Origin of the sequence: Holdemania massiliensis (genome assembly GCF_022440805.1) — a bacterium.
GTDB classification, from domain to species: domain Bacteria; phylum Bacillota_I; class Bacilli_A; order Erysipelotrichales; family Erysipelotrichaceae; genus Holdemania; species Holdemania massiliensis_A.
Genome location: NZ_JAKNTK010000001.1, coordinates 429664 through 447873, shown reverse-complemented (window position 1 = coordinate 447873; position 18210 = coordinate 429664). Strand labels below are relative to the sequence as shown.

Here is an 18210-nt window from a genome sequence, read left to right as displayed (position 1 = left end):
TTGTATTTGATTTTATTTTCACATGCAATCAACCTTTTTCTTCGTGACTGAAACTTTAAGTTTCACTCCAGGTTGACAAGCCAGGTTGTGAATGCTTAACTTAAACCAGGAGTGAAATAAGATGGAAATTCGACAAATGATTTATTTTAAAGAACTTGCAGCATGTCTTAGTCTTCCAGCTGCAGCTCGGGCCTTGTATATCACGCCCCAGGCCTTAAGCAAATCCATGCGTAATCTCGCCCAGGAGTTCAATACTGAAATTTTCTATCGAGAGCATGGCAAACTGTGTCTGACACCCTTCGGTCAGGCGCTGCTGAAAGAAATTACCGTTCTGCTCGATCAGGTATCTGCCACGGAGGAACGTTTAAAAAATATGGCCAGTCAGGAGAACAGTCATATCCGTGTTGCCTGCAGTCATGGAATTCTGCAGGGGAGTTTTTATGCCGTTTTTGACGATTTCAAACGTCAGCATCCGGAAATTGAAATTGAATTTTTAGAATTGCCGGATATCTTTGCCGAACAAATGGTCGAACAGGAAGACTGTGATCTTGGTTTGTCCATCAATCTGCCGAATAAACCGGAATTATTTGAAACCATCCGGCTGCAGCATTATCAATTATGCGCTGTCGTTCATCCCGAGCATCCGCTGGCAAAACAGAAAATAACGACATTAAAGGACTGTGCTCAGTATCCGCTGATCACCAAAAATCGGATCTTTAAAATCTGGCAGACTGTTGAACAGTGCGCTATGAAGCAGCACCTGCGTCTTTCTTATGCTCTGACCTCACCCAATGAAATTGCCTGGAAACAGTTAGTCCAGGACAATCAAGGGGTTGGAATTGGGACTACTTATTATCTGAAACCCAATCAGCCTGAGGAACTGCCTGCGATTCCTTTTGCCGAACCGGAACTGACGTGGGATATCTGCCTGATCCGCCGCAAAGATCATTATTGTTCCCGCAGCTGCGATCTGTTGATTCAGGCCTTGAAGGAGGCACAGGATCCAGATATTCAATAAATTGCATTCATACATCAGCGGTTTTGCTTCTTTGTCGATCTATTTTCTGACCAGGAGGATCACAAACTTTTTTACAAAATCAGAAGCTAATGAATTCGATGCTTTCCATGTTTTCTTCGATTTCAATCAGGACATATTGTCCTTTGCAGACAGCTCCAGGATTGATGATCATTTTGTTTTCAAAACGTAAAAGCGCGGGCTTATGGGTATGTCCGCAAAGAATAAGATCTGCCCCACTGGAATAAACTTTATTTTTCATCGCAGACAAACTGTCTGTCAATGGATAATCATGCACACACAGAATACTGCAGGAACCCAATTTGAATTTCTTTTCCTTATTCCATTTTTGTATTGCCTTTATCGTGATTGGATTCATCTTGGCTTTAGCTTCTAATGCTTCCTGGCGACAGAGTGCATTCAGCGTGGAAACATCGTAATCCTCACATAACCACTCATCCGTATTTCCCATAATCCAGACATCAGTATGCAGCTGAGTCAACAATTCCCAACACGCGTTCGGATCATCACCCTCTGTGAACAAATCCCCTAAAAACAGTATTTTATCTGCAGCTGAAAGCTTTCCGACGATGGATCGGAGCTTTTCATAATTTCCATGGACATCACTAAGAACGGCCAGTTTCATCATCGTTTCCTCTTTTAAGTCATTTTTGACTTTCTTTAATCTCAATGATATTGAATTATAAAACTACGATATTTTTAATAACGCATGTTTTTACAATGCGCTTTTAAGCTCGTATAGATCTCTTTTTGCATTTCTATTGTTAGTTTTCTGACATATTCTTTATATTTAGAAGTAGTGCAAGAACCTGCATCAATCCACTTTTCGTAGCCATATAAAATTCCTCTGGAAGAACTTATCACCGCACCCAGTCCATCATCATTAAAACAAGCAACAATATCTTCAGCGCTTCCCCCCTGAGCTCCATAGCCTGGAACTAAAAACAGACTATTCGGCATCAATTTTCTTAGTTTTTTAGCGTCTTCCGGATAAGTTGCACCGACCACTGCGCCAATTGCGGAATAGCCGTAATCACCTCTGTTTGCCATTGATTTATGCTGAACATAAGCTGCAATCGTTTCAGAAATAGTGTGTCCTTCTTTTGTGACAACATCTTGAATTATTGAATTTCCTGGGTTTGAAGTCTTCACTAAAATAAAGACTCCCTTGTCATATTCCTCACACACGTTAATAAATGGATCTAAACTTTCGGGACCCAAATAGGGTGATATGGTTAAGAAGTCAACATCAAAACCTTTCAGCTTACAGTTTATCCCTTTAAATTCACCCAGATGCCCCTGTGCATAAGCCATTGCTGTATTGCCAATATCATTTCGCTTTCCATCCTCTATTACAATCAGGCCTTTTGCTTTCGCATACTCCACAGTTTCTTCAAAAGCTTGAATACCATAATGTTTCAGCATTTCGTAAAAGGCTATCTGCGGTTTAACCATAGGAACTAAATCAGAAATCGAATCCAAAATATCTTTATTCGAACTCACAATAGCATTGCTGATGATTTCCAATTCATTCTCACCCTGGGCATTCCTAAAATAAACCTCTGGAATTCTGCTAATTACAGGATCTAACCCAACAACAATCGGACTTTTTTTTGCTTGAATATCGTCAATTAGTCGATCAATCATCTTCTTCATGTTTCCTGTTCTCCTTATTTTTAATTAGAATCTATTTATTTCTCTCATTTTAACATACTCATTCTAAATAATTCTTATTGTTTTTAGGAATAAATATTTTTTTATTTATTCCTAATCAAAGGCTTGAAGAATAAACCTCTATTGCCAAACAACTCATTACGGAGCTCATCAGGATAACTTCTTAGTCTCCTCACCAAAAAGAAGTCCCTGTTTTGTGCAGTTAACCAGAAACGCTTTCACTCACTTGTAAATCCGTTCCCATTTTTTATAATGAAGACACAGAAATGAGTTCCGGCCGGATTTCAAACTGTGAAGAAATGAGGGAAATAATGAAAATGAACAGAAAACGCTCAGCACTCAGTCTATCTGCTTTCTTATTATGTTCGTTAATTACGGGCTGCGCTGTAAATCAGGGAAACAACGCAGTTCCTCTGCCTTCGCCGCAAACCACGGACGCGGATGTCATCGTCGTGGGGGCGGGGCCGGCCGGCATGTCTGCCGCCTTAAGTGCTGTGGAAAATGGAGCTGAAAAAGTTATTTTACTGGAGCGCCGCAATACAACCGGCGGCACTATGACAAATACCAGCGGTTCCATGAGCGGTGCAGATACGATTATTCAACAGCTCGACGGTTATACGGAAGATTCCCCGGAACTGTATTACGAAGATATCGCGCATTTTGCACTGAACAACAGTGGCCGGCCTAATCTGGATATTATCTGGCTGTACGCCAACGAATCCAAAAATGTTGTAAACTGGCTATGGGAAAATGGACTTAACGATAATGAATACACAACCATGCCGGATGGCAAGAAAACTGTTTTTGCCCCGGAACATGACCTTTATAATTATCCTCGAACCTATAAGCCGCTGCCGGATAATCCCGAAAAGTACCGCGCGGCCATCCATGAGGTCATGGATGAAATGCTGGCGCGGACGCCAGAAATTGAAATTCGCTTAAATACCCAAGGCATGAAGCTGATTCCTAACGAAAACGGGCATATTCTTGGACTGGAAGTTCAGGATCTGACAAGCGGCGAAACAACGACGCTGCAGGCCGCCCGCGGTATTATTATGGCAACCGGCGATTTTGCCGGAAATCCGAAACTGATTTCCTACTACAAGGAAGGTCTGGACAGTGTGCTGACCGCAGGTCTGAAAGAATGCGACGGCAATGGTCTGCGCATGCTTCAGGAAGTAGGAGCCACGCTGACGTATAACATGGACCGCATGGCAACCCTAGCTGTAGGTCTGGAAAATCCGCTGGCCCCGGGTACCGGAAGAATTATGGATACTAAGGCAATGTATGCCGGCGGAATCAACGTCAATCAAAATGGCGAACGCTTTGTGGATGAAACACACCGCCAGCAGGTCGTCCGTGAACGGGCACTGGATGCCCAGCCAGGCAATGTTATGTATGAAATTTTCACCGATAAGATTCGCGATGATCTGTTAACTACCATCCATGCGCCGATGATGCAGGTCTTCTTCATGAGTGATGCTGGAAAAAGTTATGTGATCGAAGCGGATTCGATTGAGGAACTCGCTGGGAAGATCAATGTACCTGCCGACACTCTGAAAAAAACCATTGAAGATTACAACGCCCATGTTGACAGTAAGGAACCTGATGAATTTGGACGTGAATTTGTATTGAATGATAATCTTTATAACGCTGCCATCAACAAAGTTGAAGGCGATAAATACTACTGTGTTCCGATCAAATCTCTGCTGATCGCAACTTCAGGCGGCATTAAGCCGAATGTCATGATGCAGCCGATGGATAAATTCGGCACTGCGATTCCAGGCGTTTTTGTCGCCGGAGCCGTTTCCTCCTTCTGGGGCGGCGGTGCAATGAGCGGCACGGCCATTCTGGGCGCCAGTTTCATGGGCAGAGAAGCTGGAAAGAACGCGATGACGATAGACTATATCGAATCGTATAAAGTTCAGCCCGCTGATGACAGCATTCCTGCCGAATACTTTATCGCAGATTCATCGCCAACCGCTGTACAGCGCTATGATATGGAAAAAACCTTTAAGGATGGAACTTATGAAGCAACAGTGGACGGCCAGGATGGACCGATGACGGTGGAGGTCATCATCCAGGAAGGCAAAATCAATGCGGTTACGGTTAAGGATCACAAAGAAACGGTGACCGTCGGCGGCCCGGCGTTAGAAACGCTGCCGGCTGCTATCGTTGAAGCCAATTCGATTAATATTGATGCCATTTCCGGCGCAACGCTGAGCAGTGAACGACTGTTCCAAGCTGTCGCTGCCTGCTTAGATGAAGCCTCGCAATAAGATCATGAATTCTTAGTTCTAAAACTATGAATAAAGGCCTCTGGTGTTGTATCCATCAGAAGCCTTTTTCCTCTTGATTAGATTATCTGAGCAATAGAATTATTTCAGTTTCAGTGATCTAAATTCCGGCTGCGGAACTGATGCAGCTTATATAAAGCAAAGGAGAAATACAGTTTCAGCAAATCCTTGTTTACTTCCAAATCAACGCCGAACAATTCGCGAATCCGTTTCATGCGGTAGACTAACGTGTTTTTGTGCATAAACATGGCTTCGCTGGCTTTTTGAAGATTAGCATCATTCACAAGATAATACTGGATGGTTTTCAGATATTCTGTGCCGTTCTTTGCATCATAATCCAAAATTTCCTTGAAACTGACGGTCAGATAATTCTCCCACTGTTCAGGTTCGGCAAGATCGGCCACCGCATAAAACTTATAATCATCATAATTATGAATAGCTTGCTTGCGTTCAGCATAAACCGCAAATCTGGTCGTAGTAACAGCTTCCTGCACCATCCATTTCAGCTTCCATAAATCCTGAGCACAGTCGCTGACGCCATAAACGAAACCATACTGATCATGCAGCTGAATCAGAAACTGGGTCAGCGCTAAGGGAAGCTGCTCACCTTCACAAAGCAGAAAAACCCGGCCCCGAGCACGAAAAATCCAGTCAACCTCTGGACGAGCGCGAAGCTGCGCTGTCATCACCGATTGAAACCGCGGATCATTTTCATATTCCGCGGAATGCACATGAATCACACGATATGGAAAAAAACGTGTCAGCGGACCTCCTGCAAGCCGTTTCTCCAAGGCGGAGGCATTCGCTATCCGATCATCAATTAAGTCATTAAAAACATAGACAGTTGGACGACGCTGATCCACTGCCGCCGTTTCCAGTTCCAGCATTCCGGCAATTGCACAGGCATCGGCAATGGTCCGAACCAGCTCCAAGTCCAGATTTTCTAAGCTGTATTCAACTTCCGGAATCATCAATGTCCCAATCCACCGATCATTCCAAATGGCTTTGCAGACAAGATGCCGCCGGCGAAAAGCTGGATTCTGACTGAGGAAGGGAATAGGATCGGCAATTTTATCCAAAGCCTTCTTGTTCAATTCGGCAGAATTGAGCTGAGCATGCATTCGATCTTGAACATCATCAGCAGGATAATTAACGGAAAAAGCCTGCGGCTGATGATCGTGATCAGCAAACATAATCGGATTGTTCAGCAGCTGGGCCCCTTGATCCACCAGATCCTGCAGACGCTTCCCCTCTTTCAGCAAGGTAAGAAAAACACGGGAAGGTGTTGCTTTTTCCATAAACTCTCCTTTCCTTCAGAAAGGCCGGTTCTCAATTGAAAACCGGCAGCTCTGTTTATTTTTTAAAATTAAGATATTTCGCCAGATTTGCGCTCGGATCCAGCTTTGCCTTGATCTTCGGCTGACGGCAGCTCATCAGCACCGTAACCCCTGGACCATGCCCTGAAATATAGCTGTCACCATGAATAATGACACCGATGGTCACCGCTCCCTGGCAATAATCCGGACCGTGATCATTGCAATGATCCTGAATCATCACAATATCTCCGAACCGCAGTTCCTGCAAGCTCAATTCCTCAAAAGACTTGGAATCCCGCGTCATGATGTCATAATCCCCACTGAGCATGGTATCGCTGCCCAGACCGGAACCCATCAACGCTGCGGGAATGACTTTGGTAACTGGAACAATTAGACATCCGTCCACTTCTTCGATTCCCATTTTATTGAGCAGCTGCGGATCGAGATTCATGACCGTAATCTCCGGATAGTCAGTCAGTGCCATACCCTGACCACAAGCCTTCACTAAGAATTTATCATCAATCGTCAGTTTCTCCAGGACTTCCTGTTCAAACGCAATCATGACATGGTCAATTCCGCCGTGCTTTCCGGTAACATAACCGATCGTCCCTTTGGCCTCACCCGTGATCACCTTGGCCTGATTGCCAACGCAGGTCAGCGTGTTGTAGGCCATATCCATCGCCGAATCCGGATTCTTTGTACTGACGCCCGGCTCCACATGGTCGCCGGCCAAGCCCATGCAGCCATCCCCAATCTGGAAATTATACGTGATTCCTCCGGTAGCCGGTAAAATCCAAGGTCTTCCATCACTGCCAGTGCGATATTGACGCTTCATGATCGGCGGATGCACCTTGCCCTCCACTGACTGCATGACCAGTTGTTTTTCATTAAATTTGATCATTTTCTGTCCTCACTTTCTGTTGGCCTTATTATACCATTTTATTTCTATTATCCGTATGAGATTCCAGTCCACAAGCTTAAAAATTAGAGAAATACGCTTAGGCAGCCCGATTCGCTAGAAAATTGAAAAAGCCAGTGCATTCTCAATCACACTGACTTTCTTACTCCTTCGCAGCGTTGCTTTACAATCTATCGGATGCGCAGCGATTCAATTCGCCAGCCTTCATCCGTTTCCTTAAAGTTGAGCAAAAGCCGAACTTCCTTCTCCTTGGCGGTATAAGTAACCATGACATCATAATCGCCACCGCTGAGCTGTTCCACGGATGTGACCTGACGATGCTCCGCCGTACTCTCTTCTTCGCTGATTCCTAGAAGTCGGTTAAAACCGGTTGACATGCGTCTGGAGATAAAATTGGTTATTCCCTGGTCTGTCATCACTGGCTTCAAGTGTTCCACCAACGCTTTATTCCACTCTTCCACAAGCTGGGAAGCCTCTTCCTGCGATGTTTTCTCGTCTTCAACTGCTGCGGAAAGCTGCGGCAGTGTATCGACTTTTTGTAAGAAAAGTTCCGCCTGCGCTTTCAGTGTCTCTTCTGTTGTCGGTTTAGCCTGACATCCCAACAAGCATAACAGAATGGCCAGAAAAACAGAGAATTTCTTCATTTCTTACCCCTCCTTTCATTGACGATCTTTCATAATTCTGCCTCATGATATCGCGATCCTTTTTTCAGATATTCCTTATTTCTCAACTCAACGATATCTGAGATTCCACAAGTGTGAAAAGTTGAAACTAAAATGTCTTACTGTTTATTATATTATACCTGAAATTGTCGTTTTTTTCACATTCAACTTCACTTTGGAGATAAAATTTTCAGGAATGAAAACAGTCCTCACAAAGACTAGGGAATAGGAAAGCGGGCAGACTGGAAGCAAACAGCTAATCAATCTTGACACGTTTGATATAATTAAAGACGCTGAAAGGAAGGCGATCCTTATGTTTGCTGCTGTGTTATTAACGTTTGTCGCGGGGGTGCTGGGCACCTTGGCTGGAGGAATTCTCGGCCTGCGCATTGATCCGCGGTCTTCAAAATCATTAAGCTGCCTGCTGGCCTTTTCCGCCGGAATGATGATTAGCATGATCTGTTTCGATCTGATGCCGGAAGCCTTGGAAGAAGCCGGATTAACGATTGCGGTCATCGGGTGTGCGCTGGGTGTGCTGCTTTTATTAAAATTTGACGGCGTCTTCCACCATCATGATCAGCAGCCGGATGAACTGGATGATCTGCATCATCACCATCATGCGATGGAAACTGTCAACAATCAGAAACTGATCCAGTTAGGTCTGATGATGATCGCTTCTGTTGCATTGCATAATTTCCCGGAAGGCATGGCGGTCGGTTCCAGTGCCTTGTATGAAATTAAAACCGGTGTTATGATGGCACTGCTTCTGGCTCTGCATAATCTGCCGGAAGGCATGGGCATGATTGTTCCGCTGCGCAGCGGCGGCGTCAGCCGGGGCAAAGCACTGCTTCTGGTAGCCCTGAGCGGACTGCCGACTTTGATCGGTGGTATCGCCGGTGTCCTGTTAGGTTCGATCAGTCCGGTTTTCATCGGATTTACCCTGGCCTTTGCAGCCGGATGTATGTTGTATGTCACCTACTACGAAATCTTACCGCAGGTCACGTTGATGGACAGCGGACGCCGGCCTTTGGTATTCCAGCTGACTGGTTTCCTGCTAGGGTTTGTGCTTATTTCAATAATGGGTTAAGGAAAAGCAGATTTGAAAGTTTTAAATCCTTCAAATTCTGCTTTTTTTACTTATTCTGCCGGATACGCCATACCCTGACCGGCCGCGATCAACTCACTGGCTTGTTTGATCTGGTTCAGATAGTTAGGTGTTCCTGCTAAGGTCGCCCCTGTCGTCACATCCGCAACAACCCATTCACCGGCTTCATTCTTCACAATATCCGTGTTTTCAGGATAAGTTCCGTAATTCGTGCCGTGATCATAAACATAATTTTTGATCAGTTCAATATTGCCTGGGAAAGTGATTGGACTCGGCCAGAAGCCAACGCCGTGTTCAATCGAGGCCTTCGTACCGATTTTAATTTCCACCGCCGGCTTTCCCTCACTGTCCAGCAGCTGTGCCGGCTGAGCCAAACTTGCATGATACCAGGCGCCGCCTTCCTGTGTCGTGATATATTCCATAAATTCCATGTCTGCGCCGTTCACCGCAGCAGTATAGGTCACTTGATCATTCTGCACGGTTCCAGTCCAAACCAGCCCGTTCAGTTCAAAGGCCGACGGAACCTGAATTTCACCCACTGAGAGAATAGCATCCCTCAGAGCAGCTGCAGATTCTTCAGTTAACACTGCCCAGCCTTCGGCTCCGGAGACCGTCACCGGAAGCAAAGCCTCCTCGATATCAATATAGACTACTTCCTGTGTTTCATCATTAACATAGACCGTCGTTTGAATTGAACTGTCTACTGCGTCGCCTTCCTGGTTATAAATCCCGTACACTGTCGCAAATGACATTTTCATGCCTTCCGCAGCCAGCTTCTCGATCTCAATATTGCGGTATTCAACAGCCGGTGCTTCCGGAGTTGAGGTTGGCGCTGGGGTGGTTTCTGGGGTTGGCGCAGATGTTGGCGCTGGTGTCGATGAACAGGCCGTCATCATCAAGCCGGCCAGCAGGAACAAAGCAATTAAATTTTTCTTCATTTTTCCCTCCATATTAGCACATTGTACTAATATGGATTCTAAGCACTTTTTCTCGCTTTGTCAAGCCTGTTCCCCAGTTTGCCAGAAACTTCAGGGCATGCTAGAATGAGGGGCAGGTGATCATTATGAGAGGAAATCTGAAAGAAGCGATTCTTCGCACAGCCCAAACTTTTTTCAACGAAAAAGGGTATCAGGAAACAACGATGCGGGACATTGCCGGTGCGCTCAACATCAGTCTAGGCAATCTGACCTATCACTATCATAAAAAGGAAGATCTGATGATTGCGCTGCTGCGCTGGCCGGATTTTATGAACCAGGCTCCGGCATCCAATTTTGAAGAATTCTTTGCGTTAATTAGGGCGATGATCGACAGCCTGATCGTCAATCGCTTCTTCTATACCGTAGATGAATTAGGCAGGGCAACACCCGAATTCTACCGGCACAATGTCAATGCCGTCAGTCAGATTGAAGAACATCTTGAACTTTCCCTGCAGTGTCTGAGCGATCAAGGCTGTCTGGTTCCCTGGCGCAGTGAACAGGAGAGACATGCTTTTACCCGCATGATCATGGACAGTCACCTGATTTGGATCAAGAATTCATTCTACCGGCTTGAAGAAGATCAGATTTTATATCCGGATTTTTTAACCATTCACTGGTATCTTCTGGAGAGCCACGTACAAAAAGAAAGGCATGCGGAATATATGCAATGCCTTCCTTTGGAATAAATTCATTTTCTGTTCCTATTCAATCTGCATTTTTCTTTCTATACTAAGTGCACTACGATTCAATCAGCGGAAGAGTTATTAAGATCTCCGCTGTTTTTTTATCCAATTTCATAGGAGCGTATAAAAAGGGTTTCCGGTACAAGGATTGGCTCCCGTTTTACTTTAGCCCAGTCAAAGTCCTGAATCAGCGCCTTGGCTTCTATGGCTTCTTCACTTTCCCGCAGGCCGAGCAGCCAGGCCAGCTTGCCGATCAACTCCGGCGCACTCCACCTCCGGCGCAGTTCACCTAAATCCAGTGCCTGATCACGCTTGGACAACCGCTGTCCCTGAACGTTCATTAAAAGCGGAATGTGATAAAATTTCGGTTCCGGCAAACCGAGACAGCGGTATAAATAGAGCTGACGGGGTGTGGATGACAAAAGATCCAGACCGCGGACCACTTCGGTCATTCCCATTAAACCATCATCAACCACAACTGCCAGCTGATAAGCGAAAACACCGTCAGAACGCCGCACAATAAAATCGCCGCAGGTTTGATCCAGCCGCTGCCTTATCTGTCCTTGAAGTCCGTCGGTAAAAGATATCGGTGCCTTGTTAACGCTTATCCGCAAGGCAGGACGCCGGATTTTGGCCTGCGCAAGATGTTGTTCCTCGCTTAAATTCCGGCAGCGTCCGCTGTAAAGCAGCTCGCCGTCAGTTCCATGCGGCGCACTTGCACTGTGCAGATCCGCTCGGCTGCAAAAGCAGGGATAAATCAAATTCTGCCGTCGCAGCTGATCCAGTTTCGCTTCATAAATTGACGTTCGTTCACTTTGCCAAACTGGTTCCTCATCCCAATCCAATCCCAGCCACTGTAAGTCGGACTGAATCCATTCAGCATATTCCCGACGGCTGCGCTGGGGATCGAGATCTTCAATCCGCAGCAGCCAAACACCTCGCTGCGAACGGACTGACAACCAGCTCAGCAGAGCCGCACATACATTGCCCAAATGCATTCGCCCGCTGGGGCTGGGCGCAAATCGTCCCCGTACATTCTCTTTTGCTTCCACTTCAACCTTCCCCTCTGCTTTTTCACCTTTGGAGTTTTCCCACAGAATCAGAAACCTGATTTTTTCTTATGATAGCGCGTTTATTCTTAAAAGTAAAACAAGCTGTCCAAAAAATGACAGCCTGTCTTATCATTAAAAATTCTATTTTAACAACGGCAGATCCAGAATGAATTCCGGAGTCCCCGTAGCTCCCGGAGCAATTTCATATTCATCAAAAACAATCACAGCCTGACGGTTCTCATTGATATAAAACTTCTGATTCTCACTTAATCCAGTATAGCCACCTTCTTCGTCAAAATCAAAGAACGAGGTCGGATCCTGGGCCAGCCGCTGTTCAATCTGAGAACGAACTTGCTGATCTGCAGCAGCTAAGTTTTCTGATCCGATGACTTCAGCCAATGTCAGCTCTTTCCCGCTTTCCAAATCCAAATTGAAGAAATACCGCTGTTCATAAGCACTGGCCATCGTTGTTGTGGTATCAATTGAAAAGCTGACCAATGCACCTTGATTGTAATAAATCTGATAGGCGGCATAGAAATCCACAGGATGATAGGTTCCTGTTTTTCCTTCCGCATTGTTTTTCAAATCTTCAGCCTGCGTCCGGGCTTCCTGGGATAAATTTTCCAGTTCTTCTTCAATCCGCTGATTAATCTGTTTTTCAAACTCCGGATTGCCGCTGTTTTCCACCTTTGGCAGCGTAATGTGAATCACTTCATTAACGTCTTCCTTCTCAATCTGAACGCCGGTTACAATTCTCAGAAATTCACCGATCACGGGCAGATTGGCCACCGTCTGCGCAAAGACGGGAGAGCCATGCATCATGAGGGTGAAGCAGGCAGCCGCGGCTGCAAAACTAATCAATCCTTTTTTAAGCCAATGCTGCCTTGGCGATGACTGCCGTCCTTCTCCAATCGCTTGTTTTACCTGAGCCTCCAGCTGTGGGGGAATGGGTTGATTCTGATATTCTTCTCTGGCTTTTTTCCAAGGTTCCTGCATAATTTACACCTCCTGTTTTAACTGGGCTTTTAAGAGATCCAAGCCTTTATACACTTGGGATTTAATCGTGTTGACGTTGGTCTGCGTCATCGCTGCAATTTCATCAAATTTCAATTCCTCAAAAAACCGCAGAACAATGACCGTCCGCAATTTCGGTTCCAACGCCATGACTGCCTGAAACAGATCGCTGTATTCTGTCGGCGAAGCATCCTCGGTTACCCCCTGATATGCCTGCAGCTCAGTCTGACGCTGCCGCTGCGTGATCTGCTTGCGGCACAGACCGTTAGCCTCATTCATGCAGATCCGCACCAGCCAGGTTTTGATATACTCCGGCTGGCGAAGCTGATAGATCTGGGAATACGCTTTGACAATCGTTTCCTGCACCGCATCCAGTGCCAACTGTTCATCTTTAATAATCGAAAATGCTATCCGGTACAGCATCCGCTGATGTTCCAGAATTGTTTTTTCTAATAAGTCCTTTTTTTCTTCTTTGTTCATAGGCTCGCTCCTTCCGATCTAAAATCAGATTGCCGCCAAGGTATCACCTCCGATTTTAGAAAAAGATCTTTTTCTGGGCTCCTATATTATTAGGTGAAACAACTGCGGAAAAAGTTGGAATCTTTTCAATTCTTTTTTTCAACTTGGTCTTAGGCTTATGAAAAACCCCTTTTCCCTCTGAATTGAACAGGAAAAGAGGACATTCGGGTCGTGTTTATTCCTTAATATTTAACCTAAAACTATCGTTTCCTGCCAAGATAACGACATACCTCTTTCTTATATTTCAGATATTCCTCGCCAAAGGCAGCCTGCAGAAACGCTTCTTCCACCTTAACGATTTGTAAATGATACATCACCATGGCAAAGATGGATACAACACATAACGCCCAATTAAAAAACATCAGCAACAGTCCGAGATACAAAAGGTCAAAGCCAAGAAAAGCAGGATTGCGGCTGTATTGATAAATCCCACTTGTAACAAGTTCTGTTTTGTCGGTTTGTGAAACCCCGGCCCGCCAATTATCCTGCATTGTTATAACAGCTGCAATAAATACAGCGGTACCGGCAATACTCAAAACGGCACCCCCCATCCGCAGAGGCAGTGAACTGAAATTCACGTTCAAAAGGACACAAAGCAACCCTACTGAAAAAACGAGTATCGCTGCGATCTTCATCGTCACTTCAATCCCTTTTGCCAGTCCCGTCTTGCCTTTTCCCATCTGATCTGTTTGGATGCCTTTCTTTCTCTGACAGAACATTTTCACTATATAACAGCCGTAGAATACGGATAAAACTGCGATGGCAATTCCCTGAAATATCATTTTTTTCCCTCTTTTATTTGTTTATCTTTTCTTAGCCAATAACACTGAGAACTTAAAATTTGTACTTTGTTCCGTGGCTGAGCAGCAGTCCGCTTGTTAACTCAATGCGTAAAATGATCGTATGCTCATCAGTAAAGTCAAAATGTCCGTTTTCTATCCATTCCGCAAAGACATTTTTTAGTTTCTCTGCGATCTCATGATTCTCTTCTTTCCCAAAATATCCTAAACTGCTGGCTTTTCCCTGCGCAGTGAACCATTCACCCGCTATTGCCACAGTTGAATGATTGGCAATCTGCCTCATCTTCTTAGACAAGGCATGCGTAATCACATAGAATGTCCCCTGCTCATAATAGGCATTTACATAGCGGACATCCGGCACTTCATTTTCTATCGTAGCCAATGCGATAACCGTATCTTTTCCAAAGCGTTCCGTCATTACTATTTCAGCTTCTTGACTCCAATTTATCATAGCGACAGCTCCTTTATAATAACTTGTTTAATTCAATATCTTATTAATTCTGTATACGCCATCCTATACTTCAAGGAATGTACCAATATGAATGAAACTTGTACAAAGCTTTTTGGGATCAGAATTACATGCCCTCTATCCTGCAATCTCATAACACCTTCATCTCTTACTTCCAAGTTACCGGATAATCCAAATGATAGGGCAATTTTGTCTGTCGATTTCCTTTCGCAGAATTAACCTGTCCTTGTGTCAAAAATACAGCTTCACTGAGATCCGCATTCTTAAAATTTGTATCTCTGGTATCCGCGCCTAAGAACAAGGTCCCATAGAAAAGACTCTTTTCAAAATTCGCAGCGATCAAAAGTTTTGCGCTGAGATCGGCTCCGCTCATGTCTTGTCCCTTAAAATTACCGCCAAGAAAATTAGCGGGAACTTTTTTGCCTTCACTATGAATACTCTGCTGAAGCAGCTTACATACCTGCTTTAAAATATGATTTGCTCTATTTCTGTACTGCTCTAAATCAAAAGATAAGATGTTGCCCGGCTGATCCTGACAGATTTTTATATTCTCTTCGATTAAGCTCTGAACAGAATTTTTTAAGGGCTGTGCTGGAATAAGCAGCATGGCTTCTGTTAAATAATATCTAATTTGATAAAGCTTAAATACCATGATAAAAACATCAAAAATTTCTGTTGCCCGGTTTGGCATATCCATCCAAGTCTGACCTTGATAAATAACCTGAGTGACCTGCTGCCCCGCTCCGAAGCAGTCATAACCAATACAACCTTTCATTTTTTGTTTTTCAAGCTGTGGATGTATTTTACACCGGTAGTCATTTAACAAATTGATGCAAGGTTGTCCTGATACTTTATCTTTAGGAAAACCGTCGGCTTTTGAAAAAAACAGAGCCGTACAGCACAAACCTGAGCATTTTGAGCAATTCGATTTCATCGGTTCCCAAATTTTATCATTTCTTTCATGGATTAACATTTGTTTTTGCTCCTTAAACTACTGTTTATTTCATTTGAGTCTGGCACTCGCTGCATGCATGATCGTGGATAGAAATAATTCCGCCGCATTGAGGACAAAGATACTTCATTTTCTGCTGCTTCATAAACTTATCCAATCCATATTCTTTGACAAAAGCACTGTTCTCCATCAGACTTGCTTGATATCGTTTCCTGTAGCTTGTTTCAAGATTCTTTATAAGTTTGCATGGATATTCAGCACACTCAAAACAATAGGATAATCCTTTCATTTTGACACAATCCTTTATTTTGCATAGGCGGCAGTGTTCCGGTTTTCCCATGTCACTTTTTAAGCAGCCATCACAAGGTTTTCTGGAATAACAATGTTTATAACAAACTTTGCAATTCATTCCGCAGGGCGCAAACATCACACCCTCAATATGATCAGGCATTTTCATAACATGCGCTCCTTTCAAATTTTCTCATTTATCTATTTCAACAAATTTCTCTAATTCTTTTATAGCTTTTCATTTTCCACTTTAGAGCCCCATCACGAAATAATAATGATGAAAAGATAGATGGCCTTATTATACCGAAAATTACAATTTAATAATGTTGTTGATCACGGTATTTTCTTCTTTATCAACGAATTTTATTCCCATTCGCTATCTGCCGAAAGCTCATTTCAAACGATCGATTTCCTGTTGTAAATTTGCCAGGAATCTCCCCGCATGGGCTCCATCCATCTGCGTATGATGGAATTGGAAAGAGATTGTCAGATAAGTTTTGAATACTTTCTTCTTATACCGACCCCAAATGATAAAAGGATTATTAAAAATCCCGCTGTTCATGCCGACCGCCCCATCAATTTCAGTATCAATAATTGCGGAGGTGCCGATCACCATACTGTCGCTCGATAAATCTCTGTCCTGACAGGTTTCCGCTACCTGAGCCGTATACTTTAAATACGATTGATTGAACATCTCCAGCTCCTCTGTATATAAGAGATCGCAGGAACTGACTTCACCGGTTTTATTTTTTACGATCGTATTGACTGCAATCGTATCATACTGCAGAAGCTGATCCCCTACTGGAAGGATATAAAATTCGTTTATACTGACCGCAGCTTTCCCAATACAATAATCCAAAAGCATGTTGAACTTCATTTGCTTCTTCTTACTGACTTTGATCAGATTGGACACATCCAAGGTTTTCAGAAAAGTGACCATCGGATTGGGCGCTTTCATCCAGAGTTCGTAGGCCCTATTTCTTGTTGTGTCCTGCGGTGAAATGACTTTTACCATTTTTATCCCCTCCTATCCTTTGTTCTCCAATATTCAAACGAACTCTCTCTTTAAAGAAAACAGCGATGTTCACCGAACCATTCCGTTCGCTCAGCAATTAGATTTTTGAGACATTCTAATTTTTGATCAAGCTCTGCTTTTCTTTTCTCAATATCTAAATCTTTATAATCGACAAATGAAGCCCACTCATTGATGTTTTGACTGACATCCTCATACAGGTACTGACAGAACTGCAGCATGCTGGTGTGAGAAAACTCATGGATTACCTCTTCTTGATTCAAGGGATAACGTTCATCGTCTTCGCACACAAGATGGCAGTTCCAATAGCTGACCGTACATAAAAAGCGGTTCGGTTCTAAGAACCCTTTTACACAGAAGGGCTGCATGGTTTCTAGTCCATGGATCGCCTGTTCCACCCACTCAAACGCAATATCATCAAGATAACTTAACCCATAGACACCCGTTCCCTCCAGCTGAAAATCACTCCAGCCATATACCGGCTTCGTCAACATGTTCGCTTCTCCCTTCTATCAAGTTCTTAAATGTAACGCCGAACTTTCTGTTTATATTCTTCATACCGTCTGCCAAATCTCGCTGTGCATTCTCTTTCTTCTGAAAGAATGATCCAGTGTGCTGAAACCTGAAATATCAGGACGATGCCCAGCAAAAGGCAGGACTGTGTTAAGAAAGCCATGCCTGCAAAGCAAATAAAATAAGCGACATACATGGGATTGCGGGAAAGCTGATAAATTCCATTGATATTTAAACCCGATTCATCCGGAAATGCAAAACAAACTGCCGAAACTGCGCATAACACGATTCCTGAAAAGTAAAAGACAAGTCCCATATAGAACTGCAGTGAGAAATCAATCCGAATTGTCAGAAAAAATAAATACGCAAAAAGTCCGATATTGGATAGCTGATAGATAAAACTGGCCCATTGTTCTTCCCTTCGAACTGGTGCAAAATGACCTGCACGTCCAATCGCTTTTTTATCTACAAGCAATAATAACCCGAATCGGACAGCCAGGAAAGGCAGCAGCAACACCCCGCCGTTCATTTATTCTGCCTCCTCCATCACAATTTCTGAATGAAAATATTGTTCCTGAAAATACGTCAATTCCTGGATCTTCTCCTTTGAAAAATGGACCCCTTCCGGGGCAACGACCCATTTTTCTTCAATGTCGTTATGCCGATGAATCACGGCGATCACTTTGCCGGTAAACTCCTTCAGCGGCACCTCGATGCCTAAGATGTAAGCATCCTGTTCTTCTCCATCCGGAGCCATCATTCCTTCAATGTATCCGTAGTTGACTGGATAGATAAGATCCTGATATTGCGGATGCGTACTTCCCAAAGGTCTGTCGACAATTACTTTTACTCACAATCCCAGCATCTGACTCATCTCCCCAATCTGATTTTGCCTATTGCA

General features: G+C 44.1%; 21 protein-coding genes. 4 read left to right on the top strand and 17 right to left on the bottom strand.

Translation table 11 applies throughout. The features are described from left to right. Nucleotides 1–121: 121 nt before the first annotated feature. On the top strand, nucleotides 122–1018 hold the full coding sequence (locus MCG46_RS02125) for a LysR family transcriptional regulator (RefSeq protein WP_240277244.1): 897 nt from the start codon (nucleotides 122–124) through the stop codon (nucleotides 1016–1018). Nucleotides 1019–1097: 79 nt separating this feature from the next. Here the strand turns inward: MCG46_RS02125 and MCG46_RS02120 are convergent, their stop codons facing one another. After that, nucleotides 1098–1664 (bottom strand): metallophosphoesterase family protein, encoded by a 567-nt coding sequence (locus tag MCG46_RS02120; RefSeq protein ID WP_240277242.1) that lies wholly within the window; start codon nucleotides 1662–1664, stop codon nucleotides 1098–1100. A 71-nt stretch (nucleotides 1665–1735) separates the two neighbouring features. Further along, on the bottom strand, nucleotides 1736–2692 hold the full coding sequence (gene pyrF / locus MCG46_RS02115; protein ID WP_240277240.1) for an orotidine-5'-phosphate decarboxylase: 957 nt from the start codon (nucleotides 2690–2692) through the stop codon (nucleotides 1736–1738). 329 nt (nucleotides 2693–3021) lie between these two features. Between pyrF and MCG46_RS02110 the strand changes: the two genes are divergently transcribed. After that, entirely contained in the window at nucleotides 3022–4989 is a 1968-nt protein-coding gene (locus MCG46_RS02110; protein ID WP_240277238.1) for an FAD-dependent oxidoreductase, read from the top strand. Between the two features lie 110 nt (nucleotides 4990–5099). Here MCG46_RS02110 and MCG46_RS02105 read toward each other — a convergent pair whose 3' ends face one another. The 3 genes from MCG46_RS02105 to MCG46_RS02095 all read right to left on the bottom strand — a co-directional run bounded on the left by MCG46_RS02105 (nucleotide 5100) and on the right by MCG46_RS02095 (nucleotide 7886). Continuing rightward, nucleotides 5100–6305, bottom strand: a complete 1206-nt coding sequence (locus tag MCG46_RS02105; protein WP_240277237.1) for a PucR family transcriptional regulator — start codon at nucleotides 6303–6305, stop codon at nucleotides 5100–5102. Between the two features lie 55 nt (nucleotides 6306–6360). Next, the gene (locus MCG46_RS02100) at nucleotides 6361–7224 is read right to left on the bottom strand and encodes a DUF4438 domain-containing protein (RefSeq protein WP_240277235.1); all 864 of its coding nucleotides are present in this window, start codon (nucleotides 7222–7224) and stop codon (nucleotides 6361–6363) included. Between the two features lie 188 nt (nucleotides 7225–7412). Beyond that, nucleotides 7413–7886, bottom strand: a complete 474-nt coding sequence (locus MCG46_RS02095) for a hypothetical protein (RefSeq protein WP_240277233.1) — start codon at nucleotides 7884–7886, stop codon at nucleotides 7413–7415. Between the two features lie 331 nt (nucleotides 7887–8217). Here MCG46_RS02095 and MCG46_RS02090 point away from each other — a divergent pair, with 331 nt between their 5' ends. Then, on the top strand, nucleotides 8218–8991 hold the full coding sequence (locus MCG46_RS02090) for a ZIP family metal transporter (RefSeq protein WP_240277231.1): 774 nt from the start codon (nucleotides 8218–8220) through the stop codon (nucleotides 8989–8991). Between the two features lie 50 nt (nucleotides 8992–9041). On the opposite strand, the gene MCG46_RS02085 is transcribed toward MCG46_RS02090, so the two are convergent. Further along, nucleotides 9042–9947: a hypothetical protein gene (locus MCG46_RS02085; protein WP_240277229.1), complete on the bottom strand. Its 906-nt coding sequence runs from the start codon at nucleotides 9945–9947 to the stop codon at nucleotides 9042–9044. A 125-nt stretch (nucleotides 9948–10072) separates the two neighbouring features. Here MCG46_RS02085 and MCG46_RS02080 point away from each other — a divergent pair, with 125 nt between their 5' ends. After that, nucleotides 10073–10672 carry a TetR/AcrR family transcriptional regulator gene (locus tag MCG46_RS02080; protein WP_240277227.1) on the top strand — a complete coding sequence of 200 codons (600 nt, stop codon included), beginning with the start codon at nucleotides 10073–10075 and terminating at the stop codon, nucleotides 10670–10672. Between the two features lie 98 nt (nucleotides 10673–10770). On the opposite strand, the gene gluQRS is transcribed toward MCG46_RS02080, so the two are convergent. The 11 genes from gluQRS to MCG46_RS02025 form a co-directional block, all read right to left on the bottom strand. Beyond that, the gene (gene gluQRS / locus MCG46_RS02075) at nucleotides 10771–11721 is read right to left on the bottom strand and encodes a tRNA glutamyl-Q(34) synthetase GluQRS (protein WP_240277225.1); all 951 of its coding nucleotides are present in this window, start codon (nucleotides 11719–11721) and stop codon (nucleotides 10771–10773) included. A gap of 141 nt (nucleotides 11722–11862) precedes the next feature. Further along, nucleotides 11863–12717 (bottom strand): anti-sigma-V factor rsiV, encoded by an 855-nt coding sequence (locus MCG46_RS02070; RefSeq protein WP_240277223.1) that lies wholly within the window; start codon nucleotides 12715–12717, stop codon nucleotides 11863–11865. A gap of 3 nt (nucleotides 12718–12720) precedes the next feature. Further along, the gene (locus tag MCG46_RS02065) at nucleotides 12721–13215 is read right to left on the bottom strand and encodes an RNA polymerase sigma factor (RefSeq protein ID WP_240277221.1); all 495 of its coding nucleotides are present in this window, start codon (nucleotides 13213–13215) and stop codon (nucleotides 12721–12723) included. Between the two features lie 239 nt (nucleotides 13216–13454). Beyond that, nucleotides 13455–13934, bottom strand: coding sequence for a methyltransferase family protein (locus tag MCG46_RS02060; RefSeq protein WP_240277219.1), 480 nt, complete (start codon nucleotides 13932–13934; stop codon nucleotides 13455–13457). A 154-nt stretch (nucleotides 13935–14088) separates the two neighbouring features. Continuing rightward, the gene (locus MCG46_RS02055) at nucleotides 14089–14505 is read right to left on the bottom strand and encodes a pyridoxamine 5'-phosphate oxidase family protein (RefSeq protein ID WP_240277216.1); all 417 of its coding nucleotides are present in this window, start codon (nucleotides 14503–14505) and stop codon (nucleotides 14089–14091) included. Nucleotides 14506–14671: 166 nt separating this feature from the next. Next, nucleotides 14672–15496, bottom strand: coding sequence for a pentapeptide repeat-containing protein (locus MCG46_RS02050; RefSeq protein WP_240277214.1), 825 nt, complete (start codon nucleotides 15494–15496; stop codon nucleotides 14672–14674). A gap of 25 nt (nucleotides 15497–15521) precedes the next feature. Beyond that, nucleotides 15522–15902: a DUF3795 domain-containing protein gene (locus tag MCG46_RS02045; protein ID WP_275890998.1), complete on the bottom strand. Its 381-nt coding sequence runs from the start codon at nucleotides 15900–15902 to the stop codon at nucleotides 15522–15524. A gap of 252 nt (nucleotides 15903–16154) precedes the next feature. Next, nucleotides 16155–16778: a CatA-like O-acetyltransferase, family 2 gene (locus tag MCG46_RS02040; RefSeq protein ID WP_240277212.1), complete on the bottom strand. Its 624-nt coding sequence runs from the start codon at nucleotides 16776–16778 to the stop codon at nucleotides 16155–16157. A gap of 50 nt (nucleotides 16779–16828) precedes the next feature. After that, nucleotides 16829–17290 (bottom strand): hypothetical protein, encoded by a 462-nt coding sequence (locus MCG46_RS02035; protein WP_240277210.1) that lies wholly within the window; start codon nucleotides 17288–17290, stop codon nucleotides 16829–16831. A gap of 26 nt (nucleotides 17291–17316) precedes the next feature. Beyond that, complete coding sequence (locus tag MCG46_RS02030; protein ID WP_240277208.1) at nucleotides 17317–17838, bottom strand: methyltransferase family protein; 522 nt, start codon at nucleotides 17836–17838, stop codon at nucleotides 17317–17319. After that, the gene (locus MCG46_RS02025) at nucleotides 17839–18066 is read right to left on the bottom strand and encodes a hypothetical protein (protein WP_240277206.1); all 228 of its coding nucleotides are present in this window, start codon (nucleotides 18064–18066) and stop codon (nucleotides 17839–17841) included. Nucleotides 18067–18210 lie beyond the last annotated feature (144 nt).

Excerpts from the sequence above, each read along its gene's own strand:
- MCG46_RS02125 (WP_240277244.1), top strand. The coding sequence starts at position 122 with ATGGAAATTCGACAAATGATTTATTTTAAAGAACTTGCAGCATGTCTT.
- MCG46_RS02120 (WP_240277242.1), bottom strand. The coding sequence starts at position 1,664 with ATGATGAAACTGGCCGTTCTTAGTGATGTCCATGGAAATTATGAAAAG.
- pyrF (WP_240277240.1), bottom strand. The coding sequence starts at position 2,692 with ATGAAGAAGATGATTGATCGACTAATTGACGATATTCAAGCAAAAAAA.
- MCG46_RS02110 (WP_240277238.1), top strand. The coding sequence starts at position 3,022 with ATGAAAATGAACAGAAAACGCTCAGCACTCAGTCTATCTGCTTTCTTA.
- MCG46_RS02105 (WP_240277237.1), bottom strand. The coding sequence starts at position 6,305 with ATGGAAAAAGCAACACCTTCCCGTGTTTTTCTTACCTTGCTGAAAGAG.
- MCG46_RS02100 (WP_240277235.1), bottom strand. The coding sequence starts at position 7,224 with ATGATCAAATTTAATGAAAAACAACTGGTCATGCAGTCAGTGGAGGGC.
- MCG46_RS02095 (WP_240277233.1), bottom strand. The coding sequence starts at position 7,886 with ATGAAGAAATTCTCTGTTTTTCTGGCCATTCTGTTATGCTTGTTGGGA.
- MCG46_RS02090 (WP_240277231.1), top strand. The coding sequence starts at position 8,218 with ATGTTTGCTGCTGTGTTATTAACGTTTGTCGCGGGGGTGCTGGGCACC.
- MCG46_RS02085 (WP_240277229.1), bottom strand. The coding sequence starts at position 9,947 with ATGAAGAAAAATTTAATTGCTTTGTTCCTGCTGGCCGGCTTGATGATG.
- MCG46_RS02080 (WP_240277227.1), top strand. The coding sequence starts at position 10,073 with ATGAGAGGAAATCTGAAAGAAGCGATTCTTCGCACAGCCCAAACTTTT.
- MCG46_RS02070 (WP_240277223.1), bottom strand. The coding sequence starts at position 12,717 with ATGCAGGAACCTTGGAAAAAAGCCAGAGAAGAATATCAGAATCAACCC.
- MCG46_RS02065 (WP_240277221.1), bottom strand. The coding sequence starts at position 13,215 with ATGAACAAAGAAGAAAAAAAGGACTTATTAGAAAAAACAATTCTGGAA.
- MCG46_RS02060 (WP_240277219.1), bottom strand. The coding sequence starts at position 13,934 with ATGGGAAAAGGCAAGACGGGACTGGCAAAAGGGATTGAAGTGACGATG.
- MCG46_RS02055 (WP_240277216.1), bottom strand. The coding sequence starts at position 14,505 with ATGATAAATTGGAGTCAAGAAGCTGAAATAGTAATGACGGAACGCTTT.
- MCG46_RS02050 (WP_240277214.1), bottom strand. The coding sequence starts at position 15,496 with ATGTTAATCCATGAAAGAAATGATAAAATTTGGGAACCGATGAAATCG.
- MCG46_RS02045 (WP_275890998.1), bottom strand. The coding sequence starts at position 15,902 with ATGTTTGCGCCCTGCGGAATGAATTGCAAAGTTTGTTATAAACATTGT.
- MCG46_RS02040 (WP_240277212.1), bottom strand. The coding sequence starts at position 16,778 with ATGGTAAAAGTCATTTCACCGCAGGACACAACAAGAAATAGGGCCTAC.
- MCG46_RS02035 (WP_240277210.1), bottom strand. The coding sequence starts at position 17,290 with ATGTTGACGAAGCCGGTATATGGCTGGAGTGATTTTCAGCTGGAGGGA.
- MCG46_RS02030 (WP_240277208.1), bottom strand. The coding sequence starts at position 17,838 with ATGAACGGCGGGGTGTTGCTGCTGCCTTTCCTGGCTGTCCGATTCGGG.
- MCG46_RS02025 (WP_240277206.1), bottom strand. The coding sequence starts at position 18,066 with ATGGCTCCGGATGGAGAAGAACAGGATGCTTACATCTTAGGCATCGAG.